Raw genomic sequence first — 16549 nt, 5'->3', positions numbered from 1 at the left:
CACCTTCCATCGGAGGTTGAATTGTCGTTCGTTGATCTATTCAGAGAAGTCATCAGGAGTTCAGGGCGACGCCATCCGGAAACTCCGGCACGTGCACTCGAAGCTTGGTCAGATTTTGTGGAAGACTGCCGGGAAGGCTACTCAGCGAGCCTCTTTGAATACTGGGACGACCTATCAGTAAGAGGTTTTCTGCAGGCCGTAATCGACGCTCCAGGCATCAAAGACTCACCCGACACCGCATGGTTCATCGCAGAGGTAACCAAAATTGACCTGCTTTTCAAGCGAATCACTGAAGGTGGCTTCGACATTCCCGGCCGCTGGGGCTGGTGGGAGCAAACGATCCCGAATTTTTCTGGCGAGAATATGGCGAGCGATGTGAGGGATCAATACGGACTCGAGATGGAAGTGATCTAGTGCTCCGACCACACGTTCACCAAACAAGGGCTGTTTCGTGCCATGAGCTACGGTGATCGAGGACAGTAGCGGCGGCATTGTGCGGGGAGGTCGGCATCACGGAGATCGAGGTTCCAGGGATCGAACCTGTCATGACCGTGGCCCATGAAGATGTGTCCTTCAGTGAGCTGCTCCACCATCCCGCCGCGACGGCGCGAAGGCTAGATTCTGTCCGGGCGCTGCGGCGGCGCGACGCCGGGGACCTGGCCCTGATGCGGGTCGACCAGTTGGAGCAGGACACCACGGTCGTCGACTTCACCGCCCGCCTCCTCGCCGGACTGGTGCGGACCGAGAACCTCACCGCTCTGCGTCAGGCGCTGCCCGAAGCCCTGCCCTGGGCCACGTTCCTCCCCCAGGACGACGTGGACACGCTGCTCGCCGAGCTCGTCCACACCACACGCGGCGCGGCATCCCTTGAGAACCTTGCTCCGCTCGCGATCCTGCTCGCCCAGTGGCGGCACAGCGCCGAGCTCTACGCGGACCCGGCCCTGCTCGCCATCCTCACCCGCGAGCCGGATGGTGACCTCGGGCCCCTCCCCATGCCCCAGGTCACCGAGTGAGCCCGAAGCGAGGCGATCGGGCCGCACCGCCTCCGGTCGACGGCGAGTATGACATCCGGTTCGCCAACACCGAGGCCGCCGACGGCTGGGAGCACCTGTCCCGCCACGCCGCGGCCAACCCGCATCGGGCCTTCAAGCAGGGTCCGCTCCGCTCCGAACGCGGCGGACAGCCCCGAGCGCCAGCACCTGGATCACCTACGCGGGAACCGGCCACCCCAAGGCCACGGACTGATGCCCACCGAGGGAGACAGGACTCGGGTACCGGACGCGACCCGGTGACGTGTCAGGAAGCGTCCGCCGGGGGCTGTTGCTGCCATTGGGGGCCGGCCCAGTAGGGCGGGGGGTCTTCTTCGCGTTTGCCGAAGGCGGCGGAGAGGATGAGGAGGGTGACCATGGCGGTCATCGGCCAGGCGAGGAGGGCGCCCTTGGCACCGAGTTCGAGGGCGGCGCTGAAGGGTGTGCCGATGCCTGCGTGCTTGGCGTTGGCGAAGACGTTGGTGCCGGGGCCGAGCCAGAGGCCGAGGCGCCAGGCGATCAGGGAGCCGCCCGCGCCGCCGAGGGCCAGGCCGGTGGCGACTGCGATGCCGCCGCCGCGTCGGCGGGTGAGGAGGAAGGCGACCAGGGCGGTGAGGAGGCCCGCGCCGACGCCGAGCAGGGTGAAGACGCTGTCGGCGCCCGCCCGCTGCTCGCCCTCGGGGTCGACGTACCGGATCGCGGTGGAGCTGACGGCGACGTACATCACCCGGGGTGCCAGCCAGAGCCAGAGGGCGCCGACCAGGAGCCCGAGCAGGGCGCCGACGGCCGTGATCAGCGCGCCGATCGCCAGCTCCGGAAGGAGGGGCCGCAGCCCCCGGGGGGGCTGTTCGAGGGCGTCGTCGTTGACCGCGAAGGGGTCGGGTGCGGCGTCAGGGCTCGCAGGGGTGTTCGGTACGGTCACCCGACCATCGTTTCATGACTTCGCGCAGCAGGTGGGAGGGCCCCGGGGTGGGACGCCGTTACGGGCGGACCGCGACGCGTCGGTAGGCCCAGGTCGCGAGGGAGAGCGAGAGCAGGCCGGCCACGCCGCAGACGGCGAGGTCGCCGCCGACGGCCGCCCAGTCGGGTGCGGCCGTGAAGGTGCGGGCGAACGCCTCGACCCCGTACGTGGAGGGCAGCAGGTCGCGCAGCCACTGGACCGGGCCCGGGAGGTGGGCGACCGGGAGGACGCCGAGCAGCAGGGCGGCCGACATGCCCAGCTGGCCCAGCAGGGTGGCGATCTCCTGCCGGGGGGCGAGCAGGCCGCAGGTGGCGCCGAGCCCGGCGAGGGCCGCCCCTGCCAGCGGGACGACGGCGAGCAGCACCCACAGGTGCGCCAGCGGCAGCTGGAACAGCACGGCCCCCACGCCCGCCGTGACGAGCGCGCCGGGCAGCGTGAACGACGCGTACGCCGCCGCCGCGCCGAGGACGACGGAGGCGGGCGGCACCGGCAGCGTGGCGTAGTGGTCGAGCCCGCCGTCGGCGCGGAGCCGGCCGAAGTACTGGGAGAGCAGGTTGAGCGCGACGAAGGCGACCACCAGGACGCTGGAGCCCGCGACGACGGCGTGGGCGGACGGGTTGTCGCCCGGGTCGACCACGCCGCGCATCATCACCAGGATGCCGAGCGACTGGAAGGTCGCGACGAAGAGCAGCGGGATGCGGGCGACCTTGGCGCGGGCCAGCTGCGCACGGTAGACGGCGGCCAGCGAGGGCAGCAGGCGCGCGGCGGGGGCCAGCGGCGCGACCGTGGCCGCCCGGGGAGCGGCGTCGGGGGCGGCGTCGAGCAGGGTCACTTGGCGAGCCCTTCGTGGCGGCCACCGAGCTTGAGGTAGGCGTCCTCCAGGCTCGGGGTGGCCAGGGTGAAGTCGTCCAGGGCGGCGAAGGCCGGGCCGGTGGTGACGGCCGCGACGAGCTCGCGGGCCTGTTCCGGGGTGGTGCGTACGGTCCAGCGGCGGCCGGTGCGCTCGGCCCGTTCGGCGAGCCGGGCGACGGCGGGCACCTCGACGGGTGCCTCGGTGCGCCAGACCAGATCGAGCCGGACGTCGCCGTCGACCAGTGCCTTGAGCCCGCCGGGCGTGTCGCAGGCGATCACCCGGCCGTCGTCGACGACCGCGACGCGGTCCAGGACGGTCTCCGCCTCGATCACGTTGTGGGTGACCAGCAGGACGGTGGTGCCGCGCTCGGCCCGGCGGCGGTCCACGGCCGACCAGACGGCGCGGCGGGCGACCGGGTCCATGCCGGTGGTCGGCTCGTCCAGGACGAGCAGCGGGCGCTCGCCGACGAGGGTGGCGGCGAAGCAGGCGAGGCGGCGCTGGCCGCCGGAGAGCTTGGCGAGCGGGCGGGCCGCGATCGGCTCCAGGCCCAGCTCGGTGAGGATCTCGGCGGTCTCGGCGCGGGCGGCGGCGCGGCTGAGGCCGCGCAGGCGGCCGGTGGTCTCGGCGGCCAGCGTGACGGTCAGCTCGTCCAGTGCCGTGGACTCCTGGCCGAGGTAGCCGAGCAGCCGGGCGGCCCGGTCCGGGTGGCGGACGATGTCGTGGCCGAGGATGTCGATGCTGCCCCGGTCGGGCCGGAGCAGGCCGGTGAGCTGGCGGACGAGGGTCGACTTGCCCGCGCCGTTGGGCCCGAGCAGCCCGAAGACCTCGCCGCACCGGATGTCCAGGTCGATACCGTCGTTGGCCCGGATCTCGGGGGTCGTGCCTCGGCTGCGGTAGGTCTTGGCAAGGTCTCGTACGGTGCAGCACGCGGGGCCGCCGAGGTCCCCTTGCGGCCTGGCCTGTGGTGCCGGCCGGTGGGTGTCGCTCACGGTCGAAGACTCTACGCGCTGGCCGGACGGATCAGGACAAGGGGTGAACCTCGGGCACGCGCCAGACGCTAGTCGTCGGCGGTGAGGAGTTCGGCTCCGGGGATGTGGGTGACCAGTTCCTTCCAGAAGCCGGCCCGGATCGCGTAGCGGTCGTGTTCGTCGATCTGGTCGTCCTTGTGGGCGAGCAGGCCGAAGCGGGCGGCGTAGCGGAGCAACTCGCCGTCGAGGCGGTGCGGGATGCGGGGGTAGTCGTCCCAGAGCTGGGCGAGGCGGTCGGGGGCGGCGAGGCGGTCCGTCCAGCGGCGGGCGAAGACCTGGCCGACCTCGTGGGGGTCGCCGCCGATGGTGGTGATGTCCTCCTCGCGGTCGGCCCAGCGCTGTTCGGAGCTGGTGAGGTGGGCGAGGGTGGGGTACTGCTCCACGGACAGTGCGGGGTCGGCGTGGCGGTCGGCGTGCCGGTCGGTGTGGCGGTCGGAGGACCAGCGCAGGACGAGCGAGACCGGGCCGACGGCGGGGGTGCTGCGGGCGGCGAGGTCCTTCGGCGTGGGGACGACCCGCAGCGCGGCGGCGGCCGGGACGGCGACGGGCTCCTCGACGGGCTCGGGTTCGGCGGCGAGCAGCTCGGCGAGGCCGAGGCGTGGGCCGAGACCGGCACCGAGGCCCTTGACGGGGGCGGGGCACTGGGCGGGCACCTCGCGGACCCTGACCGCCTGCTCGATCCACTCGCGGTCGAGCACCCGGCGTTCGTCGGCCTCGCCGACCAGGTCCTCGGACTGGTTGAAGTCGCCGTCGGCGGCCTGGAGGGCCCAGAGGTGGACGACGACGCCGTGCTCCTTGGCGGACATCATGCCGGGCAGCAGGTCGCCGTCGCCGGTGATCAGCACCACGTCGGCGCAGGCGCGGTTGCGGGCCAGCTCGGAGAGTTCGGCGTGCATCGCGGCATCCACGCCCTTCTGCACCCGGCGGCCCTCGGCTCTGGTGAGCGCGCCGAGCCGTACTGTCACCCGGGGCAGCACCCGCAGGCGGCGGTGCTCGGGCAGCGGGCGGCGGTCGGGGGCGGCGTCGAACCAGTAGATCCGCAACAGCGGCAGGCCCGTCTCGGCCTCGGCGCGCTCGCGCAGGGCGGCGATCAGCGCGGTGTGGTCGACCGTCACCCGCGATCGCGACGGCTCCCCCGCCAGCAGACTGGCCGAGGCCCCCAGCAGGTATCCGGCATCCACCAGGACGACGCAGCGGTCCACGAGCGCACCTCTTCCTCCGGGTCGGCCCCGTCACCGGAGGTCCGTGGCACACCCCCACGCACTCACCGGGGCGCCGGGACACCGGCCGCACGACCATTGGGCCTTCCTTTACCCCGGCGTTCGGGCAGCGAACCTAAGCCCCGGGATCTTGCCTGGTACCGTGCGTGGGCGGGCGACCTGGGGGCCGAGCGGTCGCACAAGGACGACCGGAGACCCGAAGAACCGATGCGGAAGAGTGCAGTGGCGCTGGGCGCGGCCGCCGTGGTGGCGGCGGGTGGGGTGCTGCTGGTACCGACGATCACCTCGGACGCCTCCCGTGGTGACACCACCGTCGAATCCGTCTCCGTCAACGACGGGCGGTCGGTGCTGGTCGGGCCGGTCGACAAGGTGACCTTCCCGCTGGTGGTGACGGCGAGCGACGCGTCGGGGATCAAGGGGATCGACCCGATCGGGGTGTGGGGGCCCTCGTACGGGGTGCTGAAGGTGAGCCCGATGAAGTGCACGGCCGGGTCGGCGACGACCTCGGTCTGCCGGGGCACGGTGACGGTGGACCCGGTGAAGAAGGACATCTTCAACGACGAGGTCGGCACCTGGTTCGTCGATCTCAAGGTGCAGGCGAACGACGGGGACCGGTACGTCAGCCAGACGGCGGGCGGCTTCTCGATCAAGCGGGCGGCCCGGATGACGGGCTCCGGAGTGCCGAAGGGCGCCACCGCCGGGCAGGAGATCGCGGTGGAGGGCTGGCTGGCCCGTGCCTTCTACAGCGACAACCGCTACCACGGGTACCCCGACGGGACGGCCTACCTGCAGTTCCGTCCGCGCGGCAGCAACCTCTGGACGACAGTGGCGACGGCGACCTCGGACATCTCGGGCATCGTCCGGGCGAAGACCCGCGTCACCGGGCCCGGCGAGTACCAGTGGTACTCGCCGGGGGACAAGTGGACGGGCGACGCAGTCTCGCCGGAGCTGCCCGTCTCCTGAAGGGGCGCGGGGAAGTGCGCGAGGCGGTAAGCGCGGCCCCGCACCTTCCGTTTCGCGCAGTTCCCCGCGCCCCTGACTCCGCAGGTGGCTTAGCGTCAGCCCTTGAGTTCGGCGGCGACGAGTTCGGCGATCTGGACGGCGTTGAGGGCCGCGCCCTTGCGGAGGTTGTCGTTGGAGAGGAAGAGCGCGAGGCCGTGCTCGACCGTCTCGTCGGCGCGGATGCGGCCGACGTACGAGGCGTCCTTGCCCGCTGCCTGGAGGGGGGTGGGGATCTCGGAGAGCTCGACGCCGGGGGCGGTGGCGAGCAGCTCGGCGGCGCGCTGGGGGGTGATCGGGCGCTCGAAGCGGGCGTTGATCTGGAGCGAGTGGCCGCTGAAGACCGGGACGCGGACGCAGGTGCCGGAGACCTTGAGGTCCGCGATGCCGAGGATCTTGCGGCTCTCGTGGCGGAGCTTCTGCTCCTCGTCGGTCTCGGCCGAGCCGTCGTCGACGATGGAGCCGGCCAGCGGCACCACGTTGAAGGCGATCGGGCGCCGGTAGACGGCGGGCTCGGGGAACTCGACGGCCTCGCCGTCGAAGGTCAGCTGGTCGGCGGCCTCGGCGACCTTGCAGGCCTGGGTGTGCAGCTCGGCGACACCGGCGAGGCCGGAGCCGGAGACGGCCTGGTAGGTGGTGGCGACCATCGCGGTCAGCCCGGCCTCCTCGTGGAGGGGGCGCAGCACCGGCATGGCGGCCATCGTGGTGCAGTTCGGGTTGGCGATGATGCCCTTGGGGCGGTTGGCGATCGCGTCCGGGTTGACCTCGGAAACGACGAGCGGCACCTCGGGGTCGCGGCGCCAGGCGGAGGAGTTGTCGATCACGACGGCACCGGCCGCGGCGACCTTCGGCGCGAGGGCCTTGGAGGTGGAGCCACCGGCCGAGAAGATCACGATGTCGAGGCCGCTGTAGTCGGCCGTGGTCGCGTCCTCGACGGTGACCTCACCGTCCTGCCAGGGCAGCGTGCGCCCGGCCGAGCGGGCCGAGGCGAAGAGGCGCAGCTCCGTGACGGGGAACTCGCGCTCCGCCAGAATGCTGCGCACTACGCCGCCGACCTGTCCGGTCGCTCCTACGATGCCGATCCTCATCAGGCTTCTCCTCCAGTGTTGAACTCGTCCAGCGGTGTACTCGATCGAGGGTGTTGGCGGTGCCGGCCGGGCCGATCAGGGCCCGCACCCTGCCATCATGCCTGCTCAGCCGCCCAGCTCGGCGAGGCGGTCCAAGGTGTGGGCGACGGCTGCCCGGCTCGCGGGCAGCAGCGGCAGCCGGACGGCCGCGCTCGGGATGCGGCCCTGGGCGTGCAGGACGCCCTTGATCACGCCCGGGTTGGGCTCGGTGAAGCAGGAGGCGCCGAGCGCGGCGAGGCGGTGGCCCAGCTCCCTGGCCTGCGCGAGCTCGCCGCCGTGCCAGGCCTCGACCAGCTCGGCAAACCGCCCGGTGGCCAGGTGCGCGGAGGCCAGGATGCCGCCGGGGGCGCCGAGCGCGAGCATCGCGGAGAAGTACGGGTCGTCGCCCGCCAGCACGGCGAAGCCCTCGGGGGTGTCGCCGAGCAGGTCGACGGTGTCCTGGTCGATGCCGCCGACGGCGTGCTTGACGCCGACCACGCCGGGCAGCGAGCCGATCGTGCGCAGCGTCGCCGCGCCGATGCTCTGGCCGGTGCGGTAGGGGATGTTGTAGACGACCAGCGGGAGGTCGCACTCCGCCGTCAGGTACTCGAAGTGGGCGATCACCCCGGCCTCGCCGGGCCGGCTGAACGCGGGGACGGTCACCAGCGCGGCGGCCGCCCCCGCCTGCGCGACGGCGTCGACCGCGCGGGCGGTGGAGCGGGAGTCGCCACCGGCCGCGCCGACGATCAGGGGCACGCCGTGCTCCCGGCAGACCCGGCCGCAGACCTCGATCACGGTGGCCCGCTCGGCCTCGTCCAAGGCGGCGGCCTCGGCGGTGGTGCCGAGCGCGGCGAGCCCGGCGGCGCCCTCCTCCAGCAGGGAGTGCGCCAGTGCCTCCAGTGCCTTGACCTCCTCGGCGGCGAAGGCACCGTCGGCGGCGAAGGGGGTGACCAGCGGGACGTACACGCCGTGAAGTTCCATGCGTACGAGCCTGCGGCCTGCCGACCGTGCAGGTCCAGTTCATATTTCCGACGGTTCTCGTAAGCTGAGCCGATGCTCACCCAGGAGGGGCCGATGCTCGACGTACGCCGCCTGCGCCTGCTGCGCGAACTCGCCCACCGGGGCACCATCGCCGCCGTGGCGGAGGCGCTCTCCTTCAGCCCGTCCGCCGTCTCCCAGCAGCTCTCCGTGCTGGAGCGGGAGGCCGGGGTGCCGCTGCTGGAGCGCACCGGGCGCCGGGTCGCGCTCACCCCCGCCGGGCAGAATCTCGTCCGGCACGCCGAGGCGGTGCTGGAGCTGCTGGAGCAGGCCGGGGCCGAGCTCGCCGATGCCCGCGAGGGGCTCGCCGGGCCGCTGCGGATCGGCACCTACCCGTCGGCGGCCCGCGCGATCATCCCCGGCACCCTCGCCGTGCTGGCCCGCGAACACCCCGGGCTGGAGCCGATGGTGACGGAGGTCGACCCGGCCCTGGTGTCGGCCGCGCTGCGGGCCGGGGAGCTGGACGTCGCCCTGGTGCACGAGTACGACTTCGTCCCCCGGGAGGCCGAGGCCGGGCTCGGCGGGGAGGCGGTCTTCACCGAGCCGATGTACCTGGCGACGCTCGGGGACGGCCCGCAGACCGTCGCCGGGCACCGGCAGTCGCCGTGGATCACCGCCCCGCCGGGCACGCTCTGCCACACCATGACCGTCCGGGCCTGCCAGGCCGCCGGGTTCAGCCCCCGGGTGCGGCACCAGATCGACGACTTCGCGACCGTGCTCGCGCTGGTTGCCGCCGGGCAGGGCGTGGCGCTGGTGCCACAGCTCGGGGCCTCGGCCCCGCCCGCCGGTGTGGTGCTGACCCGGCTGGCCACGGCGCGGCGGACGAGGACGGCGTACCGCAGCGGGGCGGGGGTGCACCCGGCGATCTCAGCCTTCACGAGTGCGCTGAAGGCCGCCCTGCCGACGGAGCTGCGCTGAGCGGACGGGGTGAGTCACCACCTCGAACATCCGCGTGACACCAAAGCCGTGCTCGCCGCGTGCTTTATCCAGAACGGCAGGGATCACAGACGGGGGCTCAGGGGATGGACGAGGCACGGGACTTCGAGGAGTTCGCGGGCGACGCGGCACGCCGGCTCTTCCACGTCGCGTACCTGATGTGCGGGGACTGGCACCGGGCCCAGGATCTCGTGCAGACCACCCTCGCCAAGATGTACGCCGTCTGGGGGCGGCTGCGCCAGGGCGGGGACGAACCGACCCTCGACGCGTACGCCCGCAAGGTGCTGCTGCGCACCTACCTCTCGCAGCGCAGGCTGCGCCGCGAGAGCGAGATCGTCGTCGCCGAACCGGGCGACTACGCGCCGGCGGCGGGCCGCTCCGGCTCGCCCGAGCTGCGGCTGACCCTGATCGCCGCGCTGCGCCAACTCCCGCCCAGGAACCGGGCGGTGGTCGTGCTCCGCTACCTGGACGACCACAGCCTGGAGGACACGGCGGAGATCCTCGGCTGCAGCCTCGGCGCGGTCAAGAGCCTCAGCAGCCGCTCGCTGGGCAAGCTCCGCGAGATCCTCGGCGAGGACCGCGAAGTGCTCTTCCGGGACTGAGACCGGCCGTGCCCGAGACCACAACCGACACAAGGAACACCGGCTATGGAACTTGAAGACCGACTCGGCGAGATGTTCGAGGAGACCGTACGCGTCCTTCCCGTCCCGGTCGCCGTCATGGTCGCCGAGGCCACCCGGCGGGGGCGGCGGCGCAGGGTGGTGCGGCGGGCCGGGCAGCTGGCCGGCGCCGCGCTGGCGACGGCCGGGCTGGTCTGGGGCAGCGCCGCGCTCGACCTGCGCACCGGCCCGGCCGCCCCCGCGAGCCGGCCGGCCGACGTGACGGAGGAGCACCTCGTCGGCACCCTCGCCGCGCTGCTCCCCGCCGGGGCGACGCTCCGCCAGGTCGCCGCCCCGCACGACCCGGCCGCCCGCGCCGCGGTCACCCTCACGTACGACGACGGCAGCGGGCCCGTCCCACTCACCGTCACCCTCCGCTGGACCGAACCGTCCGACCCCACCGGGCAGCAGCAGACCGGCTACCTCGTCCAGGCCCGGCAGCCTACCGGGACCGACCTCGTCCTCGCCGTCGGCCCCGGCACCGCGCTCTCCCTGACCGATTGGCAGACCATCGCCCGCAGCCCCCTCTGGGACGAGTGACGCCACTGGCGAAGCCGCTGGCCGCCCGACGCCCGCCACCGCCGCTGGGATACCCTCTGCCGTCAACCACGCGCCCTGCCGCTCGGGCCGCGGCGCCGCACTACGGGGGAGCAACCAGCATGCCAGTCCAGCCTTTGGAGCCCACCGACCCCATCGAGGTCGGTCCGTACCGGCTGCTCGCGAGACTCGGAGCCGGTGGGATGGGCCGCGTGTACCTGGCCCGCTCGGGCGGCGGCCGCACGGTGGCGGTGAAGGTCGTCCGGGCCGAGCTGGCGGAGGATCAGGAGTTCCGCGAGCGGTTCCGCCGCGAGGTCGCCGCCGCACAGGCCGTCAGCGGGCAGTACACCGCGCCGGTGGTCGACGCCGAGCGGGACGGGTCACAGCCCTGGCTGGCGACGGCGTACGTGCTCGGCCCCTCGCTCACCGAGGCCGTGGCCGAGCACGGGCCGCTGCCCGCCGACTCGGTCCGGGCGCTGGGCACCGGGCTGGCCGAGGCGCTGACGGCCATTCACGCCGCCGGGATCGTGCACCGTGACCTGAAGCCCTCGAACGTCCTGCTGGCCACCGACGGCCCCCGGGTGATCGACTTCGGGATCGCCCGCGCCCTCGAGGGCTCCCGGCTGACCAGTACCGGGCTGGTCGTCGGCTCCCCCGGCTTCATGAGCCCCGAGCAGGTCAGCGGCACCCCGATGGGCCCGCCCGGGGACGTCTTCGCCCTCGGTGCGGTGCTGGTGTACGCGGCGACCGGGCAGGGCCCGTTCAGCCAGGAGTCGGACTCCACCGCCGCACTGCTCTACCGGGTGATCCACGACGAGCCCAACCTCACCGGGCTGCCGGACGGGCTGCGCCCGGCGATCGCCGCCTGCCTGGCGAAGAACCCGGCCGACCGGCCGACCCCCGGCGAGCTGGCCGGGCTGCTCGGGGCCGGGCAGCAGCTGGCCCGCGCGGCCTGGCTCCCGGCGGCCGTCGCCTCGGACATCGCCGCGCACGCCGCCGAGGTGATGGACATGGAGACCCCGGCGCGCGGCAGCCTGGCGGCCCCCGCCGACCCCCGGGCGGCGACCGCGCACCCGGCGACCGAGACCGGCATCCCGTCCGGCATCCCCGCCGGCGGCACCATGCGCCTGGGCGCGAAGCCGCCCGCCGCCCCCGCAGCCGCTCCGGCTGCCGCCGAGGCCCCGCCCGCCCAGGAGACCGGTGCCCTGTCCCGCCGCCTACTGCTGGCCGGCGGCGGCGCGGTCGTGCTCGCCGGCCTCGGCGGCGCCGCGTTCTGGGCCCTCAACGGCGACCGCAAGCCGACCCCCGGCCCGGTGCCGCCGAAGCCGACGGGCAGCGCGAGCAGCGGCAGCCCCGCTCCCGCCACCGCCAAGTCGCACGCCCCCGGCGTCGCACCCGAGCCGCTGTGGACGTACAAGCTCGCCACCAACTCCCTCGGCCAGGGCGTGCCGCTGGTCGCCGGTGAGCTGGTGTACCTCGGCGGCGACGGCCTGTACGCGCTCCAGCTGTCCGACGGCACCGTGAAGTACAGCAAGCCGGAGGCCGCTGCCGGTCACCTGGCGGCGGCCGGGGGCACGGTCACCTACGGCTCGGTGCTGGACCTCGTCACGCTCGACGGGCCGACCGGCTCGGTGCTGTGGAAGTTCGACCCCAAGACCAAGCCGGGCGCCACCGAGGAGGTCACCTCGGACATGGTGTTCGCGGCCGACGACAAGTTCGTCTACGCGATGTGCTCGTTCCTGCCGCTGGACTCCTCCGGCCTGCCGAAGATGGACGAGAAGTCCACCCCGGGCATGATGGCGGTCTCCCGCAAGGACGGCTCGGTGGTGTGGACGCAGCGGCGCAAGGCCACCGCCGACAGCTACGTGAACTCGCTGCTCGCGAAGAACACCCTGCTCTACGCCGACTCGCAGAAGAACCTCGTCGCCCGCAGCACCACCGACGGCGCGCAGCTCTGGTTCGCCGAGACGGACTCGCAGAGCGCCTACTACCCGCTGGTCTCGGACGGCGACCGGGTGTTCACCTCCTCCGCCGCGAACGGCATCCAGGCGGTCGACATCACCAAGGGCACCCAGAGCTGGGTGAAGACCCCGACCCCGGGCAGCCACGTCTGGTACAGCCCGGCGGCCGTCGCGGACGGCGTGGTGTACGTGGTGCTGGGCGGGCAGACGGTGTCGTTCGGCGGCACCGTCGTCACCCCGAAGACCGACGCGGTGCTGATCGCCTACAAGTCCGCCGACGGCACCGAGCTCTGGCGGATGCCGATGCCGGGCGAGTGCTCGATGTCCGTGTCCCCGGTCGTGGTCAAGGACACACTCTTCGTCGCGACCCCGAACAAGGGCATCAACGCCGTCGACACCAAGACCCACAAGATCATCTGGACCTACCAGAACGGCCTGACGGACACCCTGGACTGGAAGCTCGCCACCGACGGTGAGCGCCTGATCGCCGCCCAGGGCGAGCGGATCTACGCCCTCCCGCCTGTGTGACCAACGGTGTGACCAAGGGACCCCCGGACACCTCCCGCCACGGAGCCGTCCGGGGGTCCCACCGCGCTAGGGTGGTACGTCTCGCAGACCCACCACCCCCGAGGAGCCCTGCCCCGTGGCCGACAGCTTCGTTCACCTGCATGTCCACACCGAGTACTCGATGCTGGACGGGGCCGCGAAGAACGGGAAGCTCTTCGCCGAGGCCGAGCGGCAGGGAATGCCGGCCATCGCGATGAGCGACCACGGCAACATGTTCGGCGCGTACGAGTTCTTCCACTCCGCCGCCAAGACCGGCGTCAAGCCGATCATCGGCATCGAGGCGTACGTCGCGCCCAACTCGCGCTTCGAGAAGAAGCCGGTCTTCTGGTCGCCCGGCGGCCAGCGTCCGAACAACGCGGACGGTGAGGGCGGCAAGGACGTCTCCGGCGGTGGCCGCTACACCCACATGACCATGTGGGCGGAGAACGCGGACGGCCTGCGCAACCTCTTCAAGCTCTCCTCGCTCGCGTCGATGGAGGGCTACTACATGAAGCCCCGGATGGACCGCGAGCTGATCGCCGCCAACGCGACCGGCATCATCGCGACCACCGGCTGCCCCTCCGGCGAGGTGCAGACCCGCCTGCGACTGGGCCAGTACGAGGAGGCGGTCAAGGCCGCCGGGGCGTACCAGGACATCTTCGGCAAGGAGAACTACTTCCTGGAGCTGATGGACCACGACCTGTCCATCGAGAAGGACGTCCGGGACGACCTGCTGCGCCTGGCCAAGCAGCTGAACATCCCGCTGCTGGCCACCAACGACTCGCACTACGTCACCGCCGACCAGGCGGACGCCCACGACAGCCTGCTCTGCGTCGGCGTGGGCAAGAACAAGGACGACCCGAACCGCTTCAAGTTCAACGGCAGCGGCTACTACATCAAGACGCCGGAGGAGATGCGGGCCCTCTTCAGCGAGCTGCCGGAGGCCTGCGCCAACACGCTGGCGATCGGCGAGCGGATCGGCTCGTACGACGAGGTCTTCAAGTACGTCGACCGGATGCCGCAGTTCGACGTGCCCGAGGGCGAGACGCAGGCCTCGTTCCTGCGCCAGAAGATCAGCGCCGGCCTGAAGATCCGCTACGGCGACAACCCGAGCCAGGAGGTGCTGGACCGGATCGAGCTGGAGATGGGCGTCATCTCCCCGATGGGCTTCGACGCGTACTTCCTCGTCGTCGCCGACATCTGCCAGTACGCCCGCGACAACGGCATCCCGGTCGGCCCCGGCCGTGGTTCGGCGGCCGGCTCGATGGTCTCCTACCTGACCCGGATCACCGAGCTGGACCCGCTGGAGCACGATCTCCTCTTCGAGCGCTTCCTCAACCCCGAGCGCATCAACCCCCCGGACGTCGACATCGACTTCGACGACCGCCAGCGCGACCAGATGGTGCGCTACGTCACCGACAAGTACGGCGAGGCGTACACCGCCCAGGTGAACACCTTCGGCACGATCAAGGCGAAGGCCGCTGTCAAGGACGCCAACCGCATCCTCGGCTACCCCTTCGCGATGGGCGACCGGATCACCAAGGCGATGCCGCCGGACGTGATGGGCAAGGGCGTGCCGCTGGCGGATCTCTTCAACGAGAAGCACCCCCGCTACAACGAGGGCACCGAGATCCGCTCGCTGTACAACAACGAGCCGGACGTCAAGAAGATCATCGACACCGGCCTCGGCATCGAGGGCCTGATCCGCGGCACCGGCGTGCACGCGGCCGCCGTCATCCTCTCCTCGACCCCGCTGCTCGAACTGATCCCGCTGCACAAGCGGGACAAGGACGGCGTGATCATCACCGGCTTCGACTACCCGTCGTGCGAAGCCATGGGCCTGATCAAGATGGACTTCCTGGGTCTGCGGAACCTGGGCATCATCGACCACTGCATCAAGATCGTGAAGGCCAACCGGGCGATCGACGTCGACATCGAGAAGATCGCCCTCGACGACCCGACCACCTACCAGCTGCTGGCGCGCGGCGACACCCTCGGCGTCTTCCAGCTCGACGGCGGGCCCATGCGGGCGCTGCTCAAGCTGATGAAGCCGACCGAGTTCGCCGACATCTCCGCCGTCTCCGCGCTCTACCGGCCCGGCCCGATGGGCATGAACTCGCACACCAACTACGCACTCCGCAAGAACGCCCAGCAGGAGATCATCCCGATCCACCCCGAGCTGGAAGCCCCGCTCAGCGAGGTCCTCGGCCCCACCTACGGCCTGATCGTCTACCAGGAGCAGGTGCAGCGAGCCGCCCAGGTGCTGGCCGGCTACTCGCTCGGACAGGCAGACCTGCTCCGCCGCGCGATGGGCAAGAAGAAGAAGGAGGTGCTGGAGAAGGAGTTCGTCCCCTTCCACGCGGGCTGCAAGGAGCGCGGCTACTCCGACGAGGCGATCCAGGCGGTGTGGGACGTCCTCGTCCCGTTCGCGGGCTACGCGTTCAACAAATCGCACTCCGCCGCGTACGGGCTCGTCTCGTACCAGACGGCCTACCTCAAGGCGAACTACCCCGCCGAGTACATGGCCGCGCTGCTCACCTCCGTCGCCGACGACAAGGACAAGATGGCCGTCTACCTGGCGGAGTGCCGCCAGATGGGCATCAAGATCCTCTCCCCGGACGTCAACGAGTCCGTGGTCGACTTCACCGCCGTCGGCTCCGACGTCCGGTTCGGCCTCAAGGCCGTCCGCAACGTCGGTGTCAACGTCATCGACTCGCTGGTGAAGACGCGAAAGGAGAAGGGCAAGTACACCTCCTTCGCGGACTTCCTCGACAAGGTCGAGCTGGTCGTCTGCAACAAGCGCACCATCGACTCGCTGATCAAGGCCGGCGCCTTCGACTCCCTCGGCCACACCCGGCAGTCGCTCGTCGCCGTCCACGAACAGGCCGTCGACGCCGTCACCGGCCTGAAGAAGCAGCAGGCCATCGGGCAGGACGACCTCTTCGGCGCCCTCGACACCGGGGCCGACGCCCCCGCGATCGGGCTCGACTTCGAGCTCTCCGAGCGCGAGTGGCCGCGCAAGCAACTCCTCAGCCTGGAGCGGGAGATGCTCGGCCTGTACGTCTCCAGCCACCCGCTGGACGGCGCCGAGCACATCCTCGCCCGCAACCGCGACATCTCCATCGCCGAACTGCTCGGCTCCGGCCGGACGGAGGGCGAGGTCCGGCTCTCCGGCCTGATCACCAACGTCGACCGCCGGATCAACAAGGCGGGCAACGCCTGGGCGATCATCACGCTGGCCGACCGCGACGGCTCGGTCGAGGTGCTCTTCTTCCCCGCCACCTACAACCTGATGGCCGACCAGATGGTCGAGGACAACGTCATCTCCGCCCGGGGCCGCCTCAACGAGCGCGACGGGTCCTTGAGCATCTTCGGCCAGGAGATCACCACCCTCGACATCTCCTCCGCCGAACACGGCGGCAAGCCGCCCATCCAGATCACCATGCAGGCGGCCAAGGTCGAGGCCAAGATCATCCGCGAACTCAAGCGCTCGCTCAAGGCCCACCCCGGCGACGTCCCCGTCCGGCTGCTCACCACCAGCCGCCAGAAGGACGTGCTCTACGAGCTCGGCTTCCTGGTCGACAACAACACGGGTTTCGCCAGCGAGATCAAGACCCTGCTCGGCCCGTCCGCCTGGACGGTCTGACGGTCGGTCCGGCGGCTGTCAGTGCAGGCCA

Annotated in this window: 14 protein-coding genes; 8 read left to right on the top strand and 6 right to left on the bottom strand. The window is 71.6% G+C overall.

Annotated elements, in window-relative coordinates; genetic code table 11:
* The first annotated feature begins 21 nt into the window (after positions 1-21).
* Complete coding sequence (locus ACR68M_RS26430) at positions 22-414, top strand: hypothetical protein (protein ID WP_441246618.1); 393 nt, start codon at positions 22-24, stop codon at positions 412-414.
* Positions 415-545: 131 nt separating this feature from the next.
* Positions 546-1013 carry a hypothetical protein gene (locus ACR68M_RS26425; RefSeq protein ID WP_441246617.1) on the top strand — a complete coding sequence of 156 codons (468 nt, stop codon included), beginning with the start codon at positions 546-548 and terminating at the stop codon, positions 1011-1013.
* 283 nt (positions 1014-1296) lie between these two features.
* Here ACR68M_RS26425 and ACR68M_RS26420 read toward each other — a convergent pair whose 3' ends face one another.
* From ACR68M_RS26420 to ACR68M_RS26405, 4 genes are all read right to left on the bottom strand, one after another.
* Positions 1297-1950, bottom strand: coding sequence for a hypothetical protein (locus ACR68M_RS26420; RefSeq protein WP_441246616.1), 654 nt, complete (start codon positions 1948-1950; stop codon positions 1297-1299).
* 58 nt (positions 1951-2008) lie between these two features.
* A complete protein-coding gene (locus ACR68M_RS26415; protein ID WP_441246615.1) occupies positions 2009-2821 on the bottom strand; it encodes an ABC transporter permease in 813 nt (270 codons plus the stop codon).
* Positions 2818-3831, bottom strand: coding sequence for an ABC transporter ATP-binding protein (locus ACR68M_RS26410; RefSeq protein ID WP_441246614.1), 1014 nt, complete (start codon positions 3829-3831; stop codon positions 2818-2820). The genes ACR68M_RS26415 and ACR68M_RS26410 overlap by 4 nt, the downstream gene beginning before the upstream one ends.
* A 68-nt stretch (positions 3832-3899) precedes the next feature.
* Complete coding sequence (locus ACR68M_RS26405) at positions 3900-5072, bottom strand: NYN domain-containing protein (RefSeq protein WP_441246613.1); 1173 nt, start codon at positions 5070-5072, stop codon at positions 3900-3902.
* Positions 5073-5297: 225 nt separating this feature from the next.
* Here ACR68M_RS26405 and ACR68M_RS26400 point away from each other — a divergent pair, with 225 nt between their 5' ends.
* Complete coding sequence (locus tag ACR68M_RS26400; protein ID WP_441246612.1) at positions 5298-6053, top strand: hypothetical protein; 756 nt, start codon at positions 5298-5300, stop codon at positions 6051-6053.
* Between the two features lie 95 nt (positions 6054-6148).
* On the opposite strand, the gene ACR68M_RS26395 is transcribed toward ACR68M_RS26400, so the two are convergent.
* The gene (locus ACR68M_RS26395) at positions 6149-7177 is read right to left on the bottom strand and encodes an aspartate-semialdehyde dehydrogenase (RefSeq protein ID WP_441246611.1); all 1029 of its coding nucleotides are present in this window, start codon (positions 7175-7177) and stop codon (positions 6149-6151) included.
* 105 nt (positions 7178-7282) lie between these two features.
* The gene (locus ACR68M_RS26390) at positions 7283-8176 is read right to left on the bottom strand and encodes a dihydrodipicolinate synthase family protein (protein ID WP_441246610.1); all 894 of its coding nucleotides are present in this window, start codon (positions 8174-8176) and stop codon (positions 7283-7285) included.
* A gap of 72 nt (positions 8177-8248) precedes the next feature.
* Between ACR68M_RS26390 and ACR68M_RS26385 the strand changes: the two genes are divergently transcribed.
* The 5 genes from ACR68M_RS26385 (at position 8249) to dnaE (ending at position 16518) form a co-directional block, all read left to right on the top strand.
* Positions 8249-9151, top strand: coding sequence for a LysR substrate-binding domain-containing protein (locus tag ACR68M_RS26385; RefSeq protein WP_441246609.1), 903 nt, complete (start codon positions 8249-8251; stop codon positions 9149-9151).
* Between the two features lie 104 nt (positions 9152-9255).
* Positions 9256-9771: a SigE family RNA polymerase sigma factor gene (locus tag ACR68M_RS26380; protein WP_441246608.1), complete on the top strand. Its 516-nt coding sequence runs from the start codon at positions 9256-9258 to the stop codon at positions 9769-9771.
* A gap of 45 nt (positions 9772-9816) precedes the next feature.
* Positions 9817-10368: a hypothetical protein gene (locus ACR68M_RS26375; protein ID WP_441246607.1), complete on the top strand. Its 552-nt coding sequence runs from the start codon at positions 9817-9819 to the stop codon at positions 10366-10368.
* Between the two features lie 119 nt (positions 10369-10487).
* Complete coding sequence (locus ACR68M_RS26370) at positions 10488-12854, top strand: protein kinase domain-containing protein (RefSeq protein ID WP_441246606.1); 2367 nt, start codon at positions 10488-10490, stop codon at positions 12852-12854.
* A 115-nt stretch (positions 12855-12969) separates the two neighbouring features.
* A complete protein-coding gene (gene dnaE / locus ACR68M_RS26365; RefSeq protein ID WP_441246605.1) occupies positions 12970-16518 on the top strand; it encodes a DNA polymerase III subunit alpha in 3549 nt (1182 codons plus the stop codon).
* Positions 16519-16549 lie beyond the last annotated feature (31 nt).

It is taken from the genome of Kitasatospora sp. McL0602 (assembly GCF_052076145.1).
Classification (GTDB): Bacteria; Actinomycetota; Actinomycetes; order Streptomycetales; family Streptomycetaceae; genus Kitasatospora.
The sequence above is the reverse complement of the archived record's forward strand: the minus strand, read 5'-3'. Positions and strand labels throughout refer to the sequence as shown.